This window comes from Mesorhizobium sp. M7D.F.Ca.US.005.01.1.1 (assembly GCF_003952545.1).
Lineage (GTDB): Bacteria > Pseudomonadota > Alphaproteobacteria > Rhizobiales > Rhizobiaceae > Mesorhizobium > Mesorhizobium loti.
This window is the reverse complement of sequence record NZ_CP034453.1, coordinates 6,667,746-6,687,538: the sequence shown is the minus strand read 5'-3', so window position 1 is coordinate 6,687,538 and position 19,793 is coordinate 6,667,746. Positions and strand designations below refer to the sequence as shown.

Here is a 19,793-nt window from a genome sequence, read left to right as displayed (position 1 = left end):
AGGGGATCGATCATGCGTTTGAAGGGCAAGGCGGCCATCGTCACCGGCGCCGGCGCCGGTATCGGCGCAGCCGTCGCGGAACTGTTTGTGAAGGAGGGCGCGCGCGTTCTGGTCGTCGACCGCGACGGCGCGCGGGCCAGCGAGGTGGCCGACAGGACCGGAGCGCTGGCCTTTGAGGCGGACGTCTCGGACGAAGCCTCCGTGGCGACGATGGTGCGCCGCGCGCAAGAGGCATTCGGCCGGGTGGACATCCTGGTCAACAATGCCGGCTACGGCATACGCGGCTCGGTCGTCACCACTGCGGCGGCGGATTGGGACGCGCTCATGGCCGTGAACCTCAAGGGCGTCTTTCTCTGCTCCAAATACGTCATTCCTGTCATGGCCGCGGGTGGTGGCGGGGTGATCGTGAACACCGCCTCCAACGTGGCCCATGTCGGACTTGCCGATCGGGCGGCCTATGTCGCCTCCAAAGGCGGCGTCGCGGCGCTGACGCGTGCCATGGCGCTTGACCATGTTGCAGACAAGATCCGCGTCAACGCCGTGGCGCCGGGTGTTACCTGGTCGAGCTATTTCGAAACCATGCTGGAAACTCATCCCGACCCTCAGGGGTTTGTCGCGGCATTGAATGCGCGTTCGCCGATGAATCGCGTCGCGCAACCGACTGAAATCGCAAATGCAATCCTGTGGCTCGCCAGCGACGAATCTTCTTTCGCCACCGGCTCGATCCTGACGGTCGACGGCGGCATGAGCGCCTGGTGAGGCGCGCGCCAGTCGATGGCGGAAAACGAAGCCTGCCGCTTCAGGCAACAGGCCGGATGGAACGCAGGGCACTCAGCATCTCGTCGAGATCGGCGCAGGGCAGGCAGCCAAGGTCCGCTATATCCTTGGTCACGTCGACAGGCAGGCCCGAATTGGACTCCTTGGGCACTTCGTTCAATCGTCCGCCGATGAGCACCGGCAAGGCAAGTCCGCGTGCCGCCATCGCCGCTTTCACGGCCTGTGCATAACGCAGCGCCACGCCGTTGTAGGTGCTGACCGCGATGGCATCGGCCCCTGTTTCGGCGGCGCGGGCGACGAGCGTTTCCGGGTCGACAGCCACACCGGCATCGGCGATGACGATGCCCAGACCTTCGAGCGCCTGTTCGACGAGGTATTTGCCGTGCTCATGCACGTCGGTGGTGCCGATGCAGACGGTTAGGGGTTTAGGGCTTTCCAGCGGCTTTTGCGTTGCGACCCAGGCGACGGCCTTGTGGTTGAGCTCGCGTGCCCATTCGGCATGGATCAGCGGCGTGCGCCCGCGCATGCCGTCCGCGCCCGGGCCGAACAGCGCCTCCATGCGTTTCGGCCCCATGCGGCGGATGGCGAACATCAGCGCGGCCGGGTCTTCGGTATCCACCCCGCGCTCGGCCAGCCCCTTCATGACGGCATCGGCAAAACGGCGCCCGCCTTCGACCAGCACATCGGCCATTGCCTCCACCTTGGTCCAGTCGAAGACCGGATCGTAGAACGGTGCGTGCAGCGTGAGCCGGTGTGCGAAGGTCTGCGCATCGATGATCTCATCGACATCGGGAATGCGCTGGTTCTCGGTCACCGGCACCGGATTGATCGCATGGCCGGAGGGCCATCGCCCAACGGCGAGAATGTCGGCCAGGAGATAACTTGCCAGGCTGGCGTAGTTGCCCGCCGGGGTCGACTGATAGGAAACGGTGTTGCCGAAGATCATGGTGCCCGGCGTGTCGCTGACCCGCACCAGCGCGGAATGGAAAGCAGCGCGCGACAGCGGATCGCTGAAGTGGTGGCCGTAGCAATGGCCGAGCCGCGCGCCGATCAGATCCTCGACGATGTGCTTTTCGACCAGCACCATGCCGAGCGCGCAGGCCATGTCGATGAACAGCCCGGCGAAGCCGTCGTCGAGATTGGAATGGACAAGGATTTCGGCCTCCTGCGCGGCAATCAGGCCGAGCGCGGTGACGGTCGCTTCGGTGGTCGCCACATCATCGTCCCAATAGGGCAGCCGGAAGGTGAAATACTGTCCCAGATTGCCGATGGCCGTTGCCCCGGCGGCGATGGCGGCGCGGGTGTTTTCCACCGCGCCCGGCAGGCCGAGCATGAAGTCGCCGAAATGAGCGGCGGCCGGCGCGGCATTGGTGATGCGCGCGAAATCCTCGGGGCCGGTGAGCACGATGCCGGTGCCGCGCGCAGCCTTGGCGCGCATGGCCTGGGGATAACCCATCGACCAGTCGAGAGTGATGCCGAAACGGTCGACCGTTACGCCTGCCTTGCGGCATTGCTCATGCACCTCGCCGATCGCCGCCACGGTGCGATCGACGCTTCTGAAGCCGATATGGGCGTGCTGCATGACGCGCTTTTCGGCTGCCGCCTTGCGCTTCCATGCGGCTTCGGACGGCATCCCGGTTTCACTGAGGAAGCGGCAGCCGCCGAGGCGCCAGTCGCGCGCCATAGCGCGCCCTTCGGTGAGGAGGTCGGCGCCGGGCTTGAGGCCTGGGTCGATGAGAGCGGGGGCGATTTCAGCGGTCATGATGTTTGCTGTCGGCTCCGGCAATGAAACGGCGAATGATGGCGGCAAAACCCTCGGGGTCGGCGAGGGGATGAAAATGCGCGCCGGGAACTGAGACAGACCGGGCACCCGGTATCGTAGCGGCGATCGCCTCCGAAAGAGCCGGCGGCGTCAGAATATCGCCGGCGGCAGCAATCACCTGAACCGGGGCGTCGATACGCGGCAGATCGGCAAGGCGATCGTGGTCGAGCAGCATGCGCACGCGTGCAGCGGCGACGGTGAGCGGAGCCAGCGTGCGAGGGGCGGCGGCGACGGCCGCCTGGAGCTGCCCGGCATAGGTATCGAGGTAGGACGGCTCGTGGCAGAGCACATGGCCTAGGCGCTGGTAGGTCTCGGCCAGGCCGGCCTCCAGCAATTCGGCGCGAGCGGTGAAGAGCGTGCGGAAACGGGTGTCGGCGCGCGCCCAGGAACTGCTGATCGTGTAGCTCAGGCCGAGTTCCGCATGATCGAGCGCCAGCACCTGCGCGATGGCGCCACCGGTGGAATGCCCGACAATGTGCGTTGGTCCGCCCGCCTGCGCCAGCAGGCCGGCAATGTCGCTGGCGATCAGGGGGATGGAATAGGGGCTTTCCGGTCGATCGCTGCGGCCGGCGCCGCGATGGTCGGTGACGATGATGCGATGGTCGGCCTCGAGCCGGCGTACCACGCCGGCCCAGAACCTTCCGTCGCCGCCGAGCCCCGGGATTAGGATAAGGCGCGGGCCATGGTCGCCTGATGTCTCGTAGTGGATGCGGCAGCCATCGGCGGCGGGGAAGAAGGGCATCAGTGACAGCCCTCCCTGTCGAGCAACTCGCTAAGCGCCGCGACGAGGCTGAGCGCCGTGAGCATCGAGGTCTTCGGATTGCTGGGCGAGGGCGCGTTGACGAGGCGGAAGGAGGCGGTGCCGGCGGTGCTCTCGACCTCGATCTCGTGCGTGTTGCCGGTAGTTTTCGGATCGGCAACCACGCTCACGGTGACTTTGTCGATGCCTGCCGCGAGCGCCACGGCGAAGGCGGCGTTGAGGTTTTTCGGATAGAGTTTTGCCGCTTGCGCGGGCGTGCCCTCGAAGAGCGATACCGCATCGTGCTCGGCGGATAGGCCAAGAGTGGCAAGCTCGGCTTTCCAGGCTGCCGGCGGCTTGCGCGAGGTATAGCGCACCCGTGCATCGGGAAGTGCCGCTATCGCCCTGAGATAGTCGAGGCCGCCCAACGCGCCTGACGGCAGGACCAAGCGCGCGCCGCTGTTGCGCGAAGCATCGGTTAACCGGGCGGCAAGTATCGGATCGGAGAACGCACCGATCGAAGCGATGATGGTCGGGATGCCGGCGTCGAGAAGCGCGGGCACGTAGGCGGCCACTGCTTCCTGACTTGCCGCCTCGACCACCGTGCTTGGACGCGCACTGATCAGCGCGTCAAGCTGCGTGACAGTGCTGACGTTCGCCGGCAGTGCGGGGCGGGCGCCTTCGCGCATCAGCGCCACCCAGCGACACGAGTCCGGTGGGAAAGCGGAGACGATCGCGCGCGAGATCGTGCCGAACCCGATGAGGCCGAGCGTGACCATCGGGGCTTCTTCAGGGGTTCTGTTTCAGGGGATCGAATTTGTCGGCGAGGTCCGCCCCGAACACTGTCTTACGCTCGATCTCCAGGACGTTTTCCGGGCGCGGAAAATTGGACGGCACGCGGTCGCCCGGCTTGCGCGGCTTGCCGATCAGGCGAAAGAAGTCCTCGAGCCCGTTCGGCACGATTAACCAGATCCAGCGCAGGCGTGTCTCGCCATCGTTGATGAACATGTGCCGGACATTCTTCGGCAGGAACACCACGCTGTCCGGTTCCAGCCGATATTCCTTGCCATCGATGACGGCGCGGCCACGGCCTTCGATGACGTAGACCGTCTCTTCGTTGCGGTCGTGCGTGTGTTCACGCACATAGCCGCCGGGCGCCACCGATTGCGTGCCCAGCGCGAAGGGGTGTTCCATGCCGACGATGTGCGGCGCGAGCGCGACGTCGATATGGCCGTTTGCCGGTACCGGCTGCCAGTAGCTTTCGCGCGTGTCGGGCCCGGAAACATGGATGCCTGTCGGCGCGGGTTGAAGGCGGGTGTCGTCCATGGCTCTGCCTCTCGAAAGGAGCTGCGAAGGTCGTGCGGGGCACGCTGCTGACCAAGAGAGGGTACAGCGCAAAAAGTGTCGACACAATAGTAGACAGATTAAATTTCCTGCCTCTATAGTGCCGTGGTGATGATGGCAGGGGAAGGCCGATGGGCGAGTACGACGTTCTGGTGATCGGTTCGGGATCCGCTGCCTGCTCGGCGGCGCTGCGGGCCGCCAAGGGCGGCCTCAAGGTGCTCGTCATCGAAAAGAGCGAATGGCTGGGTGGCACCTCGGCCATGTCCGGGGCCGGGGTCTGGATACCCGCCAACCATGTCGCGGCCGAGGCCGGCATCGCCGACAGCCGCGAGGACGCGCTCGCATATCTGCGTGCCGTCGCGCCCGAAGGGTGGGAGCAGAAGGAGGACGCGCTCTGGGGCGCGTTCGCCAAGGCCGCACCGGACATGCTGCGCTTCCTGTCCGTCAACACGCCGCTCGATTTTCGCCTGATCAACGAGCCGGATCCCTTTGCCGAAGCGCCTGGCGGTAAGCTCTACGGCCGCATGCTCTCGCCGAGGCCGCTCAGCCGCCGTATCCTGGGCAAGTTTGCACGGAGCCTGCGCCGCTCCACACTGCCGCACAGCTTCACGTATCAAGAGATCGTCGACCTCGATCTTTATCACCATCCCATCCGCGCCGGGTTCAAGGTCTGGCCGAAGCTTCTATGGCGATGGCTGACGAATTCCGGCGGCCAGGGCATGGCTCTCATGACCGGGCTCATCAAGGGCTGCCTCGATGCCGGCGTCACCTTTCAGCCGGGAACGCGTGCCGTCACCCTGCTTCAGGATCCGGATTCGCGCATCACCGGCGCGGAAGTGGAGCGCGAGGGCCAGCGCGCGAAGATCGTCGCGCGTCGCGGCGTCGTCATCGCAACCGGCGGCTTCGAATGGGATGCCGAGATGCGTGCGCGCCACTTCCCCGGCGCCTTCGACCGGATCGGCAGTCCGCGCGGCAATGAGGGCGACGGCCAGAAGCTTGCGGCTTCCGTTGGCGCGCAGCTGGACCGCATGGATCAGGCGAACGTCTATCCCTGCCTGCCGACGCGCTACCAGGGAAAATCGCACGGCTTGCCGATGACCTTCCAGGCCGAGCCGCACTCGATCGTCGTCGATCGCGATGCAAAGCGCTTTGTCAGCGAAAACGCGTTCAACATCGGCGAGGCGATCGATGCGCGCGGGCCGGACGGCGCGCCGATCCATCTGCCCTGCTATCTCGTCGGCGATCATCGTTTCCTGAAAACGTCGCTGCCTTTCCGCTGGTATGCCTCCTACGAGCGCGACTGGATCAAGAAGGCCGATACGATCGCTGGCCTTGCCGCCAAGCTCGGACTGCCGGCGGCGGCGCTTGAGGAGACAATCGCCCGCTGGAACGGCTTTTGCGCGAAGGGGCACGATGCGGACTTCCAACGCGGCGACAATGGTTGGGAGGCATACAAGGCGCATGGCCCCGAGAATCGGCTGAAGCCGATCGACAAAGCGCCCTATGTCGGCATGACGATCAATCGCTCGATCCTCGGCACCAAGGGCGGCGCCCGCACCAATGAGCGCGCGCAGGTGCTGAGGCCGGACGGTTCGATCATCCCCGGCCTCTATGCGGCCGGGCTTGCCATGGCCAACCCCATCGGCACTCGCGCCGTAGGAGCGGGCACGACGCTGGGCCCCAATTTGACATGGGGCTTCATCGCCGCCGAGACGATCCTGCATCAAAACAGGTGATCGCGGGGCCTTGCGCGCCATAAGGAGCGCGCTCATCGCCACGATCCGCTGATGTCCCTCGGCCAAAGCTGCGGGAAGTCTCCAGGCCCTGCGGCATGGCTCGATGACGCTCGCGCTTCCCGACATCGGAAGTGTGATATGAAATATATTTCACTATGTGAATTATATTGACAACACGCGCCGGGGCTGTAATGTCCCGATCGTCGGCTTTCGGAGGAAGGTCGGCGTCATCAAATCCATACAGCAGCGCTCGTTGGGCGCCTGCGACGGTCATTGAGGATGGCTTCGGCCAAGGGAGGAAACTTGCGCAAATTTCTGAGCACGCTCGCAATCGCGGCGGCTGCATCGACCTGCTTTGGGTCGATGCAGGTACGCGCCGAAACCCCAAACCCGTTCAAATGCGAGCCGGGTGAAAAATACGTCATGAACGTCATGGTCTCAGGTGTCGAATACTGGTTCCCGGTCTATGAAATGTTCAAGCAGGCCGGCCAGCAGTTCGGCTGCGAGACCGCCTATACGGGTACGCCGGAGTACGACGTCAACAAGCAGATCGCCACCTTCGACCAAGCGCTGGCGCAGAAGCCGGCCGGCATACTGGTGCATCCGATGAACTCCGATCCGTTCATCGAGCCGATCAACCGCGCCATCGAACAGGGCACCGCGGTGGTGACCTTCGCCGCCGACTCGCCGAATTCCAAGCGCGTCTCCTACATCACCTCCGACAACAATGCCGAAGGCACCTATGCCGCCGACGCCGTTGCCAAGGCGATGGACGGCAAGGGCGAATATGCCGTGCTGGAGAATCCCGGTCAGGACAACCACGACAAGCGCGTCAACGCCTTCGTCGCCCGCATGGTAGCCAAATGGCCGGACATGAAGCTCGTCGGCCGCGCCGCTTCGAACCAGGATCCGACCAAGGCCTATCAGGCCGTTCTGAGCCTGGCGCAGGCGCATCCTGACCTCGGCGCCGTGTTCATGCCGGAGGCCAATTCGGCCATTGGTGCCGCCCAGGCAGCCAAGGAAGGCGGCGGCAAGATCCGCGTCATGCTCGCCGACGTCAACGCCAAGATCCTCGACATGATCAAGGCCGGCGAGATCTTCGGCTCGGTCAATCCCAACCAGGGCATGCAGGGCTATATGGGCTTCATGCTGCTGTGGATGGCCAAGCATCCCGGCCTGATCGATCCGATGAACGATGCCAAGCGTTCGGGCTTCAATCCGATGAGCGTGCCCTTCGTCGACAATGGCTTCTCCATCGTCTCCAAGGACAATGCGGACGACTTCTACTGGGACAAGTATCTCAAGCGTCGCGGCACCAAGGGTATCGAGGAATAATCTCGATCTCGCCCCGGCCTCCGCGAGGCCGAACCAACCGGGAAGGAGGCTTCGGCCTCCTTCCTCCCCCGCAAGCATCGCAGGAGCATGGCGTGACCCAGGCGCCCATTCTTGAAATCCGCAGCCTGTCCAAGGCGTTCGGCGCGGTCAAGGCGCTGAGCGACGTGCAGTTCGAGCTGCGGCGCGGCGAAATCCATGCGCTGTGCGGAGAGAACGGCGCCGGCAAGTCGACGCTGATGAACATGATCGCCGGTGTATTGCAGCCTGACGAGGGCGACATCCTGATCGATGGCGAGCGTGTTTCGATCCACTCGCCCGCGGCCGCCCAACGCCTCGGCATTGCACTTGTCCACCAGGAGATTGCGCTCTGTCAGGACGCCACGGTTGCCGAAAACATCTACATGGCCGCGATCAACAGCCGGCGCGCGCCGCTGATGAATTTCCAGAAGCTCTACGCCGATGCCCAGAAAATCATGGACCTGCTCGCCCCCATTCCGGTGCGCACCAGGGTCGCTGACCTCTCCATTTCCAACCAGCAGCTCGTCGAGATCGCCAAGGCGCTGACGCTCGACTGCAAGGTGCTGATGCTCGATGAGCCGACCGCGGCGCTGACCGAAAGCGAAGCGCAACGCCTGTTCTCGATCGTGCGCGGGCTCAGGGAGCGCGGCATTTCGGTGGTCTATATCAGCCACCGCATGGCCGAGATCTTTTCGCTGTGCGACCGCGTCACCGTCTTCCGCGATGGCCGCTACGTGGCGACCGATCCGATCGCCGCCGTCTCTCCCGACGATGTCGTGCGCAAGATGGTCGGCCGCGAAATCACCCAGCTCTATCCCGATAAGCTGGCGCCGCAAGAGCCGGGCCGCCTGCTCCTCTCGGTCGAGGGGCTTTCCGATGGCCGCCGCTTCGCCGACGTCGATCTGCAGCTTCGCGCTGGCGAAATTCTCGGCATAGGCGGCCTCATCGGCGCCGGCCGCAGCGAGATCGCGCAAACAGTCTGCGGCCTCAGGCCAATGACGGCGGGAGCCGTCGCGCTCGACGGAAAGCCGCTTCGGCTGCGCGGCTATGGCGATGCGGTCAAAGCGGGGCTGGTCTATCTCTCGGAGGATCGCAAAGGCTCCGGCGTGTTCCTCGATCTGCCGATCGCGGCGAACATCTCCGCGCTCGACCTGGCCAGGCTTACCGGGCGGCTCGGCCTGCTCGACCGCAGGGCCGAGGATCGTCAGGCGAGGGACCTGACCGGCAGGCTCGGCGTGCGCATGGCTGGCATCAATGCCGCCGTCTCGACGCTGAGCGGCGGCAACCAGCAGAAGGTCGCCATCGCCAGGCAGCTGTCCGTCGACCCCAAGGTCATCATCATGGACGAGCCGACACGCGGCATCGATGTCGGCGCCAAGGTCGAGATCCACCGGCTGCTGCGCCAGCTTGCTGGCAGCGGTGTCGGCGTCATTGTCATCTCGTCGGAACTGCCGGAGCTGATCGGTCTGTGCGACCGCGTTCTCGTGGTGCGCGAAGGCAGGATCGCCGGCGAACTCTCCGCCGGCGAGCTTGGTGAGGAAGCCATCATCATGCTCGCCTCGGGCGTCCAGAACAGTTCAACTCAAAGGCAGGCCCAGAATGTCGCCTAGGCAATCAGGAGAAGCGCTCGTGCACGCCGAGATCAAGGCCGCCGGGCGGCGGATCAATTTCGCTCAGCTCGCCTCGATGCGCGAGGCCGGGCTGATCGTCATCATCCTGGCGCTGTGCATCGCCATGAGCTTTGCCTCGCCGCACTTCCTGACATGGGGCAATTTCCGCGCCATGCTGATGAGCTTTTCCATCGAAGGCATCGTCGTCGTCGGCATGACCATCCTGCTCATCGTCGGCGGCATCGATCTTTCCGTCGGCTCGGTCGTGTGTTTCTCGATGGTGGTCTCCGGCGCGCTGTTCCTCGCCGGCCTCGATCCATGGACGGCAAGCCTGATCGGCATCGGCGTCAGCGCGCTGATCGGCGCGGCGATGGGCTTCTTCGTCACGGTGATAGGCCTCAATCATTTCATCACGTCGCTGGCGGCCATGGTCATCGTGCGCGGCATGTGCCTGGTGGTCACCAAGGGCACGCCGCTGTCGCTGTTCACCCTGCCGCCGGCCTTCAAGGCCATCGGCCAGGGCAGCTTCAACAACATCCCCTATGTCATCCTGATCTTCGTCGTCGTGGTGGCGATCTTCGACTTCCTGCTGCGCCGCGCCACGGCTTTCCGCAAGGTTTTCTACACAGGCTCCAACGAGAAGGCCGCGCAGTTCTCGGGCATCAGGACCAATCAGGTGAAGTTCTGGGTCACGGTGCTGTGCTCGACGCTGGCCGGACTGGCCGGTGTCATCTACATGGCGCGCTTTGGCGCGGCGACGCCGACCTTCGGCGCCGGCATGGAACTCAACATCATCGCCGCGGCCGTCATCGGCGGTGCCTCGCTCAATGGCGGCTCGGGCACCATCTTCGGGGCGATCCTCGGCATGGCGTTGCTGTCGGTGGTAACGAGCTCGCTTATCTTGCTCGATATCTCGGTCTATTGGCAGGACATGATCAAGGGATGCATCCTGCTGGCCGCGGTGTCGATCGATCACTTCCTGCACCGCAAGAAGTCCTGAACCTCAAAGGCAGCGAAGCAAGACCATGGCCCCTCCCAACACACGCGACGACATCGCCGCTGTCCGCCAGATGCACCAGGCGCTTGTCCTGCATTATGTCGAAGGCAAGACCCAGGCCGAGATCGCCGGGGAACTCGGCATCTCGCACGCGACCGTCAACCGGCTCATCAAGCGCGGCCACCAGCTCGGCCTCGTCGAGATCAAGATCAAGTCGCCGATCGACCATCTGGTCGACCTGGAAGCGCGGTTGGTGGCGCTGGGCGGCATCGAACGGGCGATGGTGGTGCCGTCGGTCTCCGACAATCCGCACACAGCCCTGCGGCGGGTCGGCGAGGCGGCGGCTGGGCTGCTGCTCGACACCATCAAGGACGGCGACACGATTTCGATCACCGGTGGCAAGGGCGTCAGCGCGCTGGTCGCCGGTCTCAAGCCGGGGCGCCGATACGACGTCGAAATCATTCCGGCCACCGGGCTGGTGCAGGGCAAGCACTACACCGACGTCAACCACGTCGCCTCGCTGATGGCGGACAAGCTCGGCGGGCGCGCCTATCAGATCCATGCGCCGCTGTTTGCCGATACCGCGCAGCAGCGTGAGATGCTGATGGGGATCAGCTCTGTCGCCGACGTGTTTCGCAAGGCGCGCGAGGCCGATGTGGCGGTGGTGGGTGTCGGCTCCATCCTGACCGACGATTCCAGCTATTACGACCTGCATCCGTCCTCGAACGCCGATCGCCAGGCGATCGAGAAGTCCGGGGCGACAGGCGAGCTGCTCGCCCATCTCATCGATCGCCAAGGCAAGCTTTGCAACTACTCGCTCAACCGTTCGCTGGTCTCGTTGACGCTTGACGAGTTCGCGACCATCCCGCGCTCGATCGGCATCGCAAGCGGCCCCAGCAAGGTCGCGCCGATCCTCGCCGCCATGCGCGGCAACCATCTCGACACCATCGTCACGGACGAGGCCACGGGGCTGCATATCCTCGAACTGGCCGAACAGGAGGCAGCATGAATTCTCGACAGATCCAGCGGCAGATCGGCAAGTCCGGCATATCGGCGTCGGCTGTAGGCCTGGGCACCTGGGCCATTGGCGGCTGGATGTGGGGCGGCACTGACGAGAAGGAGTCGGTCAAGGCGATCGAAGCCTCGATCGACGCCGGCCTCAGCCTGATCGACACCGCACCGGCCTACGGTCTGGGCCGCAGCGAGGCGATCGTCGGCACCGCCATCAAGGGCAAGCGTGACAGAGTGGTGATCGCGACCAAATGCGGGCTGAACTGGCATTCCGGCAAAGGGGGCCATTTCTTCGACCAGGACGGCAAGCCGGTTCACCGTTATCTCGGCGCCGACGGCATTGCCTATGAGGTCGAGCAGAGCCTGCGGCGTCTCGGCACGGATCATATCGATCTCTACATCACCCATTGGCAGGACCCGACGACGCCGATCGCCGAGACGGTGGCGGTGCTGGAAAAGCTCAAGGCAGCCGGCAAGATCCGCGCCATTGGCGCCAGCAATGTCAGCGCCGAGGATCTCGGCCACTATATCGACGCCGGCCAGCTCGATGCGATCCAGGAGCGCTATTCGATGATCGACCGCGAGATCGAGAGCAGCCTGCTGCCGATCACTCGCCGCCATGACATCGCCACCCTCAGCTACTCGTCTCTGGCGCTGGGCCTGCTCACCGGCACGGTCGACCCAGCGCGCACATTCGGCGGCGACGACCAACGCAAGGACAACCCACGCCTCTCCACGGCCAACCGTCAGAAGGTGGCAAAGCTGAAAGCGGCCATCACCCCGATCGCCGAAAGCCACCAGGCCTCGATGGCGCAGATCGTCATCGCCTGGACGCTCGCCCAGCCGGGCATCACTTTTGCCCTGTGCGGCGCGCGCAATCCCGAACAGGCGCTCGACAATGCACGGGCCGGGGAGATCACGCTTGCGGCAAGCGAGCTTGCGGCAATCGACGCGGCGGCGGCCGAGCATCTCACCGCGATGGATGCCTGAGCAAAAAAGGCAACAGCCCCGATGAACCGTAGCCATACAATCGCCGGTCTGCGCGACCGGCCTGATGTTGCCGTGCTCGTCATCGGTGGCGGCATCAACGGCATCAGCGTCTTTCGCGAACTGGCCCTGCAAGGCGTCGATGTCGTGCTGACGGAAAAAGGCGACTATTGCAGCGGTGCCAGTGCTGCCCTGTCACGCATGGTGCATGGCGGCCTGCGCTACCTCGAAAACGGCGAATTCAAACTGGTGCGCGAATCGCTGCTCGAACGCGACCGTCTGCTGCGGAATGCCCCACACTATGTGGCTCCGTTGCCGACGACGGTGCCGATCTTCGATATGTTTTCCGGCCTCGCCAACGGTGCGGTGCGTTTCCTGGGGCTGACGCGGCGGCCTAGCCGGCGTGGCGCGCTGGTCATCAAGACCGGACTTGCCATGTACGACCTGTTCACCGCCGCACGGCGTTTGATGCCGACGCACAGGTTCAGGGGGCGCGCCGAGACCCTGAAGACATGGCCGGCGATCAACCCGGCGATCCGCAATTCGGCGACCTATTACGACGCCTGGGTGAGCCGGCCCGAACGCCTCGGCCTGGAGATGCTGCTGGACGCCACGGCGAGCGCGGCGAACGCTCGGGCCTTGAACTACGCACTGATATCATCGACCGGCGACGGCCTTGCCATTACCGACACGTTGACCGGCGAGGAACTGCCGGTGCGGGCGCAACTGGTCATCAACGCCACCGGCGGCTGGATCGACCTGACCAACAAGGCCATCGGGGCGATGGCGCAGAAAATGATGGGCGGGACCAAAGGCTCGCATCTGATCGTCGACAACGCAGAACTTCTCGGCGCGCTCAGCGGTCACATGGTCTACTACGAGAACGAGGACGGGCGCATCTGCATCCTGTTTCCCTATCTAGGCAAGGTGCTGATCGGTTCGACCGACATCCGGGTCGATGATCCGGACCAGGTCCGTTGCGAGGAGGACGAGCAGCGCTACATCCTGCAGTCGCTCGCCTTTGTTTTTCCCTCGATCAAGGTCACCGAAGACCAGATCGTGTTCCGCTTCGCCGGCGTGCGCCCGTTGCCCGCCAGCGAGGACAGTTTTACGAGCCGAATACCGCGTGATCATTTCTGCGAGTTCGTCGAACCGGCCGGCCACCTGCCGGCGACACTGTGCATGATCGGCGGCAAGTGGACGACCTTCCGCTCGTTCGGGGCGCTGGCAGCCGATATGGCGTTGAAGCGGCTGGGGCTCGCACGCAGCATGGGCACGCAGGACATGGCCATCGGCGGCGGTCGCGACTTCCCGGCCGATCCGCAGGCCTGGTGCGCATTATTCGCCGCCGAGCACGGCCTGCCGGTCGAGCGCGCGCACACGCTGCTGCAGCGCTATGGCACGTCGGCCGGGGATTTCGTTTCGCACCCGGCGGGCGAACAGATGCTGCCCCGGTCGGATTACTCGGCAAGCGAGATCCGCCACATCTTCGAGCGTGAGCAGGTCGAATGCCTTGCGGACCTGTTCCTGCGCCGCACCACCATTGCCATTTCGGGTGGCCTCAGCTTCGACCTCATCAACGCCGTTCTCGACATGCTGGCGGCGCACAAGGGGTGGAGCGCCAGTGAGGCTGCCGCTGAACGCTCGACCTTCCTGGCCTTGCTGGCCGACCGGCACGGCATCGACCTCCAGACGCATCAAAGGAGCGCCCTATGCGCGTAAACAAGAAATTCCGCATGAACCGGCTGTTCGGCGGTGGCCGCTGCCTCGATGTCGCCATCGATCACGGCGTCTGCAACGAACCGAGCTTTCTTGCCGGGCTCGAGGACATGGCCGGTGTCGTCACCCAGCTGGTCAAGGCCGGCCCCGACGCCATCCAGATGAACTACGGCCAGGCCGATCTGCTGCAGGCGGTGCCGGGCAAGGACAAGCCGGCGCTGGTGATGCGCATCGACATGGGCAATCCCTACAACAGGACACGCCACCGGGCGATGTGGGCGGTGCTGCAGAACGAAGCCGAGCCCTTGCTTGGCGCCATCGAGATGGATGCGGCTTGCGTCGTGGTCAATCTGTTCATGCTGCCCGACGAGCCGGATCTGTTCCGGCAATGCGTGCAGAACATCGCCCGCGTGCGCGCCGATTGCGAGAAATACGGCCTGCCGCTGATGATCGAGCCGCTGGCCATGCTGCCGGTCACTGAGCATGGCGGCTACATGGTTGACGGCGACGCCGAAAAGATCGTCACGCTGACCCGGCTTGCCCGCGAGATGGGCGCCGATATCATCAAGGCTGACCCGACCACCGATCCCAACGACTTCCACCGCGTCGTCGAGGCCGCGCGCTGCCCGGTGCTGGTGCGCGGCGGCGGCAAGGAGGATTTGCGCGCTGTGTTCGACAAGTCGGCTGCCTTGATGGCGCAGGGTGCGCTTGGCATGGTCTATGGCCGCAACATCTACCAGCATGCCAACCCGACTGCTGTCGTGCGCGGGCTGATGGCGATCATTCATGACGATGCCGATGGCAGCGTGGCCTGGGACCTGTACAACCAGGCATAGGCCGCAGCATCGGGAGGCCCCAATGGGTAAGTATATTCTCGGCCTCGATGCCGGCAACACCGTCATCAAGGCCATCCTCTTCGACCTGTCGGGGCGCGAGCTGGCGCTTGCCGCCTGCGACGGCCGCTCGTCCATGCCAAAGCCCGGCCATGTCGAGCGCGACCTCAACGAGCTCTGGCGCAACGCGGTTTCGGTCATCGGCCAATGCATCGCTGAAGCCGGCATCGACGCCGGCGAGATTGTCGGCATCGGCTGTGCCGGCCATGGCAACGGGCTCTATGCGCTCGATCGCGCGGGTGCACCGCTGATCGGCATCCAGTCGCTCGACACGCGCGCGGTCGGCATCGTTGCCGAATGGGCAGAGCAGAATGTAGGCGACCGCACCTATGCACACTGCCTGCAACGGCCGTGGGCGGCGCAGACGCCGACCCTGCTTGCCTGGCTCAAGCGCTTTTCGCCGGCATTGTTCGCCAGCATCGGCACCGTCTTCCTGTGCAAGGATTTCGTCGTCAACCGCCTGACCGGCGCGCGCAGCAGCGATACATCAGACATGTCGGGCTGCGGCCTGCTGCAGATGCGGGACCGGCGTTACGAGCCGGATCTGCTTGCCGCCTATGGGCTCGGCGATTGCTGGGACCTGCTGCCGCCGGTGCTGGAATCGGCCGACATTGCCGGTCATGTCAGCAAGGAGGTGGCGGCTCTGACGGGACTGCGCGCCGGCACGCCCGTCGTGGCCGGGCTGTTCGATGTCGTCGCGAGCGCGGTCGGTTCGGGCGTGACCAGAACCGGTGCGGCCTCGGTCATCGCCGGAACCTGGAGCATCAACCAGGTCATCACCGACGAACCGATCCGCGACCCCTCGATCTTCATGCTGTCGACTTTCGACCGCCAGCGCTATCTGGCGATCGAATCCAGCGCGACCTCGGCCGCCAATCTCGAATGGATCGTTCGCGAATTCCTCGAGCATGGCGGCGAGGCCGGCAAATCGCCGTTCGAATTGTGCAGCGAACTCGTCGCTTCCGTCGATCCAAACAGCGACATCCCGATCTATCATCCCTTCCTTTACGGCTCGCAGCAGAATGGCCATGCGCGCGCCGGCTTCTACGGTATCGCCGGCTGGCACAGCCGAGCCCATCTGCTGCGTGCGCTGTTCGAGGGCGTCGCCTTCGAGCACAGGCGCCATGTCGAGACCTTGCACAAAGCGGGCGCCGATTTCGACCAGGTGGTGCTGTCCGGCGGCGGCTCGCGCAGCACGGTCTGGCCGCAGATCTTCGCCGATGTGCTCGGCGTGCCTGTCACCGTGGCGCGCAGCCGCGAGACCGGCGCGCTGGGAGCGGCAATCGCTGCCGGCACCGGCGTCGGCATCTTCGCGGACTACAGCGCCGGTGCCGCCGCCATGACAGCCGCCGCCCGGCACTTTGTGCCTGACGAGGCGGTTGCCGACGCCTATGCACGGCGGTATCGACTGTATGGCGAGATCAACCAGGCGATGACCCCGATGTGGGAGCGCATCGCCGGACAGCAGGCGTACACGTGACTGAAGCTTCACCGTCCCCGTTCGGCAGTTACGACTACGTCATTGTCGGTGCCGGCTCCGCTGGCTGCGTGCTCGCCAACCGGCTCTCGGCCGATCCGCGCAACAATGTGCTGCTGCTCGAGGCCGGCGGCAGCGACCGCTACCACTGGGTCGATATCCCGATCGGCTACCTCTTCTGCATGGGCAATCCGCGCACCGACTGGATGATGAAGACCGAGCCGGAAGCCGGTCTCAACGGACGCAGCCTCAACTATCCGCGCGGCAAGGTGCTTGGCGGCTGTTCATCGATCAACGGCATGATCTACATGCGCGGCCAGGCAGCCGACTATGATGGCTGGCGTCAGGCCGGCAATGCCGGCTGGGGCTGGGACGATGTCCTGCCTTACTTCCTCAAGTCGGAAGACTTCCATGGCGGCAAGAGCGCCATGCATGGTAGCGGCGGCGAGTGGCGGGTCGAACGGCAGCGGCTGTCATGGCCGATCCTCGACGCCTTCCGGGACGCGGCCGAGGAACTCGGCATTCCCCGCACCGAAGACTTCAACACCGGCACCAATGAAGGGTCGGGCTATTTCGAGGTCAACCAGCGGAAGGGCGTGCGCTGGAACACATCGAAGGCGTTTCTGCGCGGCATTGCCACGCGCAAGAACCTTCGCGTGGTGCTCGGCGCGGAGACCGAAAGGCTCGAATTCGATGGCCGGCGCGTCATCGGACTCGTCTTCCGCCAAGGCGACCGCCTGCACCAGGTCCGCGCTGGACAGACGATCCTTGCAGCCGGCGCCATCAACTCGCCGAAGCTGCTCGAACTCTCTGGCGTCGGCCGCCCCGACCTGCTTTCGAGCATTGGCGTGGATGTCCGTCACGCCTTGCCGGGCGTCGGTGAAAATCTGCAGGACCATTTGCAGATCCGCACCGTCTTCAAGGTCGCCAATGCCGCGACGCTCAACCAGCGCTACCACAATCTGGTCAGCCGTGCGTCGATGGGGCTGGAATACGCGCTCAAGCGCAGCGGGCCGCTGTCGATGGCGCCAAGCCAGCTCGGCATCTTCGCCAGGAGTGATCCGCGCCTTGCAACGCCCGACCTCGAATATCATGTGCAGCCACTGAGCACCGACCGGCTGGGCGAGCCGCTGCATCGCTTTCCAGCCGTGACAGTGTCGGTCTGCAATCTGCGACCGGAAAGCCGGGGCACCGTACATATGGGTTCATCCGATGCACGGGAGGCGGCGAAGATCCGGCTGAACTATCTTTCCACCGAGGGAGACCGCACCGTGGCCGTCGCCTCGTTGCGCCATGTCCGCAGTCTGATGAAGGCCCGCGCCGTGGCGCGCTTTGCGCCCGAAGAAATGCTGCCCGGCACGCAGTATGACAGCGACGAAGACCTCATCCGCAAGGCCGGCGATATCGGCACGACGATCTTCCACCCCGTCGGTACCTGCAAGATGGGTTTGGATAGCATGGCGGTGGTCGACGATGGCCTGCGTGTTCACGGGCTTGCCGGACTGCGCGTGGTCGATGCCTCGATCATGCCGACAATCGTTTCGGGCAACACCAACTCGCCGGTCGTCATGATCGCGGAGAAGGCAGCCGAGATGATCCTGCAAGAGGCCCGCTGACCGCTATCGGCTTCAAGCCATGGCAACGCCGCGCGATCGCCTTTTCTCCGCGGCCGCGAGCAGGTCGACGAAGGCGCGCACCTTGGCGGGCCGGAACCGGGCCGGTGGAAAGACGGCGTGGATGCCGCCGGTGGGCAAGCTCCAGTCGGCAAACACCGGTACCAGCCGCCCTTCGGCGATATCGTCGCTGACGCTGTAGTCCGGAAACACGCCGAGCCCGATACCGGCGAGCACGCAAGCCAGGGCGGCCGGGCTCTTGTCGCACATGATGATTGGATTGAGCTCGGTCAGCACCCTCTCATTGTCCCTGGAAAACAGCCATTGGCCGATGCCGCGCAGCTGGGCGTTGCCGACCCAGGCCAGCGATCTTGCCTGGCGCGGCGTCACGTCGGGCGGCAGGCTTGCCGCGAAGCCAGGGCTCGCCACCACGGTCTGCCGGATCGTACCCAGGCGCCGCGCCTGGTTCGAGGAGTCGGTGAGCCAGCCGACACGGATACCGAGATCGATCTGCTCGTCCACCAGATTGCTGACCGCGTCATCGAATATGGCATCGACGCGCATGTGCGGATAGGTTCTGAGATAGGCCGCCATGACCGGAGCCACCATCTTGGTGCCGTAGTCGAGCGGCGCGGTCAGTCTCAGCGTTCCGCTCGGTTCGACGCCTCCGCGCGAGATTTCGCCATAGGCCGCCTCCGCTTCCCGCAGGATGATCATCGCGCGGTCATAGAAGAGGCGACCCTCCTCGGTCGGTGTGACACGCCGCGTCGTGCGCTGCAGCAGCGTTGCGCCGAGTTCCTCTTCGAGCTTACCGATCTGATGGCTGACCACGGCCTTGGCGACGCCAAGCCGGTCCGCCGCCGCGGTGAACGAGCCGGTTTCCATCACCGTGGTGAAGTAGGCCAGCCGATTGAGGTTCAGAAGTTCAGCCAAGGTGGCAGTCTTTGTCTGATTGAATCAGACAGTTTGTATTATTGGGCGCCATTTATCGCAAGACCCCCGCCTGCCACATATGAGCCAAGGCATTCGACCAAGCCGGCAGCCGGATCAAGGGTAGCAGCGATTATGAGCAATTCAGAAGTGACCTATCTTTTCGATCCGCTCTGCGGCTGGTGCTATGGTGCCACCCCGATGCTCGACAGGCTGTCGGCCACCGGCCTGCACGTCGAACTGCTGCCGACCGGCCTGTTCTCCGGTGCCGGCGCGCGTCCGATGGACGAAGGTTTTGCCGCCCACGCCTGGGCGAACGACCAACGGATCGAGCGCCTGACCGGACAAGTGTTCACGCCGGCCTACCGGCGCAATGTCCTCGATATCAGCGGGACCCTGCTCGATTCGCATGCCGCCACGCTCGGCATCAGCGCCGCCGGCCTGGAATATCCCAGCCGCCGGCTTGCCGCGCTGAAGACGATCCAGCGGGCGCGCTATGTCGACGGCAGCGATGTCGTGACGACCAGCGGTGTGGCCGAGGTGCTCGCCGACGCCGGTATGGCAGACGCCGCCGAGATGCTTAAGGCGCCGACCGAAACACTGCTGACGGCCCACCGCGAGTTGGTCGGCCGCGGCCGCGCGCTGTTCCAGCGCCTGCATGCCGACGGCGTGCCTTCGCTGGCGGTCATCCGCAACGATGCGCCCCGGCTCATCGGTTCGAACGCGCTGTTCGGCAGCTTCGACAATCTCGTCGCCCATATCGCGGCGGCGTGATCCCGTCCTCC

The 19,793-nt window shown here is 64.8% G+C and carries 17 protein-coding genes; 12 read left to right on the top strand and 5 right to left on the bottom strand.

Annotation, left to right across the window (positions count from 1 at the left end):
• Positions 1 to 12: 12 nt before the first annotated feature.
• Complete coding sequence (locus tag EJ076_RS32470) at positions 13 to 759, top strand: SDR family oxidoreductase (RefSeq protein WP_109661099.1); 747 nt, start codon at positions 13 to 15, stop codon at positions 757 to 759.
• Between the two features lie 40 nt (positions 760 to 799).
• On the opposite strand, the gene EJ076_RS32465 is transcribed toward EJ076_RS32470, so the two are convergent.
• The 4 genes from EJ076_RS32465 to EJ076_RS32450 are packed head-to-tail and all read right to left on the bottom strand — an operon-like array spanning position 800 to position 4,664.
• Complete coding sequence (locus EJ076_RS32465; protein ID WP_126070622.1) at positions 800 to 2,539, bottom strand: cobalamin-dependent protein; 1,740 nt, start codon at positions 2,537 to 2,539, stop codon at positions 800 to 802.
• Positions 2,529 to 3,341: an alpha/beta fold hydrolase gene (locus EJ076_RS32460; protein ID WP_126070621.1), complete on the bottom strand. Its 813-nt coding sequence runs from the start codon at positions 3,339 to 3,341 to the stop codon at positions 2,529 to 2,531. Before EJ076_RS32460 ends, EJ076_RS32465 begins: the two co-directional genes overlap by 11 nt.
• The gene (locus EJ076_RS32455; RefSeq protein WP_126070620.1) at positions 3,341 to 4,117 is read right to left on the bottom strand and encodes an aspartate dehydrogenase; all 777 of its coding nucleotides are present in this window, start codon (positions 4,115 to 4,117) and stop codon (positions 3,341 to 3,343) included. Before EJ076_RS32455 ends, EJ076_RS32460 begins: the two co-directional genes overlap by 1 nt.
• A 10-nt stretch (positions 4,118 to 4,127) precedes the next feature.
• Positions 4,128 to 4,664: a cupin domain-containing protein gene (locus EJ076_RS32450; protein WP_126070619.1), complete on the bottom strand. Its 537-nt coding sequence runs from the start codon at positions 4,662 to 4,664 to the stop codon at positions 4,128 to 4,130.
• A gap of 149 nt (positions 4,665 to 4,813) precedes the next feature.
• Between EJ076_RS32450 and EJ076_RS32445 the strand changes: the two genes are divergently transcribed.
• The 10 genes from EJ076_RS32445 (at position 4,814) to EJ076_RS32400 (ending at position 18,081) form a co-directional block, all read left to right on the top strand.
• Positions 4,814 to 6,418 (top strand): FAD-dependent oxidoreductase, encoded by a 1,605-nt coding sequence (locus EJ076_RS32445; protein WP_126070618.1) that lies wholly within the window; start codon positions 4,814 to 4,816, stop codon positions 6,416 to 6,418.
• Between the two features lie 303 nt (positions 6,419 to 6,721).
• A complete protein-coding gene (locus tag EJ076_RS32440) occupies positions 6,722 to 7,753 on the top strand; it encodes a substrate-binding domain-containing protein (RefSeq protein WP_126070617.1) in 1,032 nt (343 codons plus the stop codon).
• A 92-nt stretch (positions 7,754 to 7,845) separates the two neighbouring features.
• Positions 7,846 to 9,381 carry a sugar ABC transporter ATP-binding protein gene (locus EJ076_RS32435; RefSeq protein WP_126070616.1) on the top strand — a complete coding sequence of 512 codons (1,536 nt, stop codon included), beginning with the start codon at positions 7,846 to 7,848 and terminating at the stop codon, positions 9,379 to 9,381.
• 76 nt (positions 9,382 to 9,457) lie between these two features.
• Positions 9,458 to 10,381 carry an ABC transporter permease gene (locus EJ076_RS32430; protein WP_245463119.1) on the top strand — a complete coding sequence of 308 codons (924 nt, stop codon included), beginning with the start codon at positions 9,458 to 9,460 and terminating at the stop codon, positions 10,379 to 10,381.
• Positions 10,382 to 10,406: 25 nt separating this feature from the next.
• On the top strand, positions 10,407 to 11,387 hold the full coding sequence (locus EJ076_RS32425; RefSeq protein ID WP_126070614.1) for a sugar-binding transcriptional regulator: 981 nt from the start codon (positions 10,407 to 10,409) through the stop codon (positions 11,385 to 11,387).
• On the top strand, positions 11,384 to 12,379 hold the full coding sequence (locus tag EJ076_RS32420; RefSeq protein WP_126070613.1) for an aldo/keto reductase: 996 nt from the start codon (positions 11,384 to 11,386) through the stop codon (positions 12,377 to 12,379). The genes EJ076_RS32425 and EJ076_RS32420 overlap by 4 nt, the downstream gene beginning before the upstream one ends.
• A 21-nt stretch (positions 12,380 to 12,400) precedes the next feature.
• The gene (locus EJ076_RS32415) at positions 12,401 to 14,098 is read left to right on the top strand and encodes a glycerol-3-phosphate dehydrogenase/oxidase (RefSeq protein WP_126070612.1); all 1,698 of its coding nucleotides are present in this window, start codon (positions 12,401 to 12,403) and stop codon (positions 14,096 to 14,098) included.
• A 14-nt stretch (positions 14,099 to 14,112) separates the two neighbouring features.
• Positions 14,113 to 14,931 (top strand): aldolase, encoded by an 819-nt coding sequence (locus EJ076_RS32410; RefSeq protein WP_206438839.1) that lies wholly within the window; start codon positions 14,113 to 14,115, stop codon positions 14,929 to 14,931.
• 22 nt (positions 14,932 to 14,953) lie between these two features.
• On the top strand, positions 14,954 to 16,468 hold the full coding sequence (locus tag EJ076_RS32405; protein WP_126070610.1) for an FGGY-family carbohydrate kinase: 1,515 nt from the start codon (positions 14,954 to 14,956) through the stop codon (positions 16,466 to 16,468).
• Entirely contained in the window at positions 16,465 to 18,081 is a 1,617-nt protein-coding gene (locus tag EJ076_RS32400) for a GMC family oxidoreductase (protein WP_126070609.1), read from the top strand. Before EJ076_RS32405 ends, EJ076_RS32400 begins: the two co-directional genes overlap by 4 nt.
• Before the next feature lie 12 nt (positions 18,082 to 18,093).
• Here EJ076_RS32400 and EJ076_RS32395 read toward each other — a convergent pair whose 3' ends face one another.
• Positions 18,094 to 19,011, bottom strand: a complete 918-nt coding sequence (locus EJ076_RS32395) for a LysR family transcriptional regulator (RefSeq protein ID WP_109658653.1) — start codon at positions 19,009 to 19,011, stop codon at positions 18,094 to 18,096.
• Positions 19,012 to 19,143: 132 nt separating this feature from the next.
• On the opposite strand from EJ076_RS32395, the gene EJ076_RS32390 reads away from it, so the two are divergent.
• A complete protein-coding gene (locus EJ076_RS32390) occupies positions 19,144 to 19,782 on the top strand; it encodes a DsbA family protein (protein ID WP_126070608.1) in 639 nt (212 codons plus the stop codon).
• The last annotated feature ends 11 nt before the right edge of the window (positions 19,783 to 19,793 follow it).

Excerpts from the sequence above, each read along its gene's own strand:
- EJ076_RS32470 (WP_109661099.1), top strand. The coding sequence starts at position 13 with ATGCGTTTGAAGGGCAAGGCGGCCATCGTCACCGGCGCCGGCGCCGGT.
- EJ076_RS32465 (WP_126070622.1), bottom strand. The coding sequence starts at position 2,539 with ATGACCGCTGAAATCGCCCCCGCTCTCATCGACCCAGGCCTCAAGCCC.
- EJ076_RS32460 (WP_126070621.1), bottom strand. The coding sequence starts at position 3,341 with ATGCCCTTCTTCCCCGCCGCCGATGGCTGCCGCATCCACTACGAGACA.
- EJ076_RS32455 (WP_126070620.1), bottom strand. The coding sequence starts at position 4,117 with ATGGTCACGCTCGGCCTCATCGGGTTCGGCACGATCTCGCGCGCGATC.
- EJ076_RS32450 (WP_126070619.1), bottom strand. The coding sequence starts at position 4,664 with ATGGACGACACCCGCCTTCAACCCGCGCCGACAGGCATCCATGTTTCC.
- EJ076_RS32445 (WP_126070618.1), top strand. The coding sequence starts at position 4,814 with ATGGGCGAGTACGACGTTCTGGTGATCGGTTCGGGATCCGCTGCCTGC.
- EJ076_RS32430 (WP_245463119.1), top strand. The coding sequence starts at position 9,458 with ATGCGCGAGGCCGGGCTGATCGTCATCATCCTGGCGCTGTGCATCGCC.
- EJ076_RS32425 (WP_126070614.1), top strand. The coding sequence starts at position 10,407 with ATGGCCCCTCCCAACACACGCGACGACATCGCCGCTGTCCGCCAGATG.
- EJ076_RS32420 (WP_126070613.1), top strand. The coding sequence starts at position 11,384 with ATGAATTCTCGACAGATCCAGCGGCAGATCGGCAAGTCCGGCATATCG.
- EJ076_RS32415 (WP_126070612.1), top strand. The coding sequence starts at position 12,401 with ATGAACCGTAGCCATACAATCGCCGGTCTGCGCGACCGGCCTGATGTT.
- EJ076_RS32410 (WP_206438839.1), top strand. The coding sequence starts at position 14,113 with ATGAACCGGCTGTTCGGCGGTGGCCGCTGCCTCGATGTCGCCATCGAT.
- EJ076_RS32405 (WP_126070610.1), top strand. The coding sequence starts at position 14,954 with ATGGGTAAGTATATTCTCGGCCTCGATGCCGGCAACACCGTCATCAAG.
- EJ076_RS32390 (WP_126070608.1), top strand. The coding sequence starts at position 19,144 with ATGAGCAATTCAGAAGTGACCTATCTTTTCGATCCGCTCTGCGGCTGG.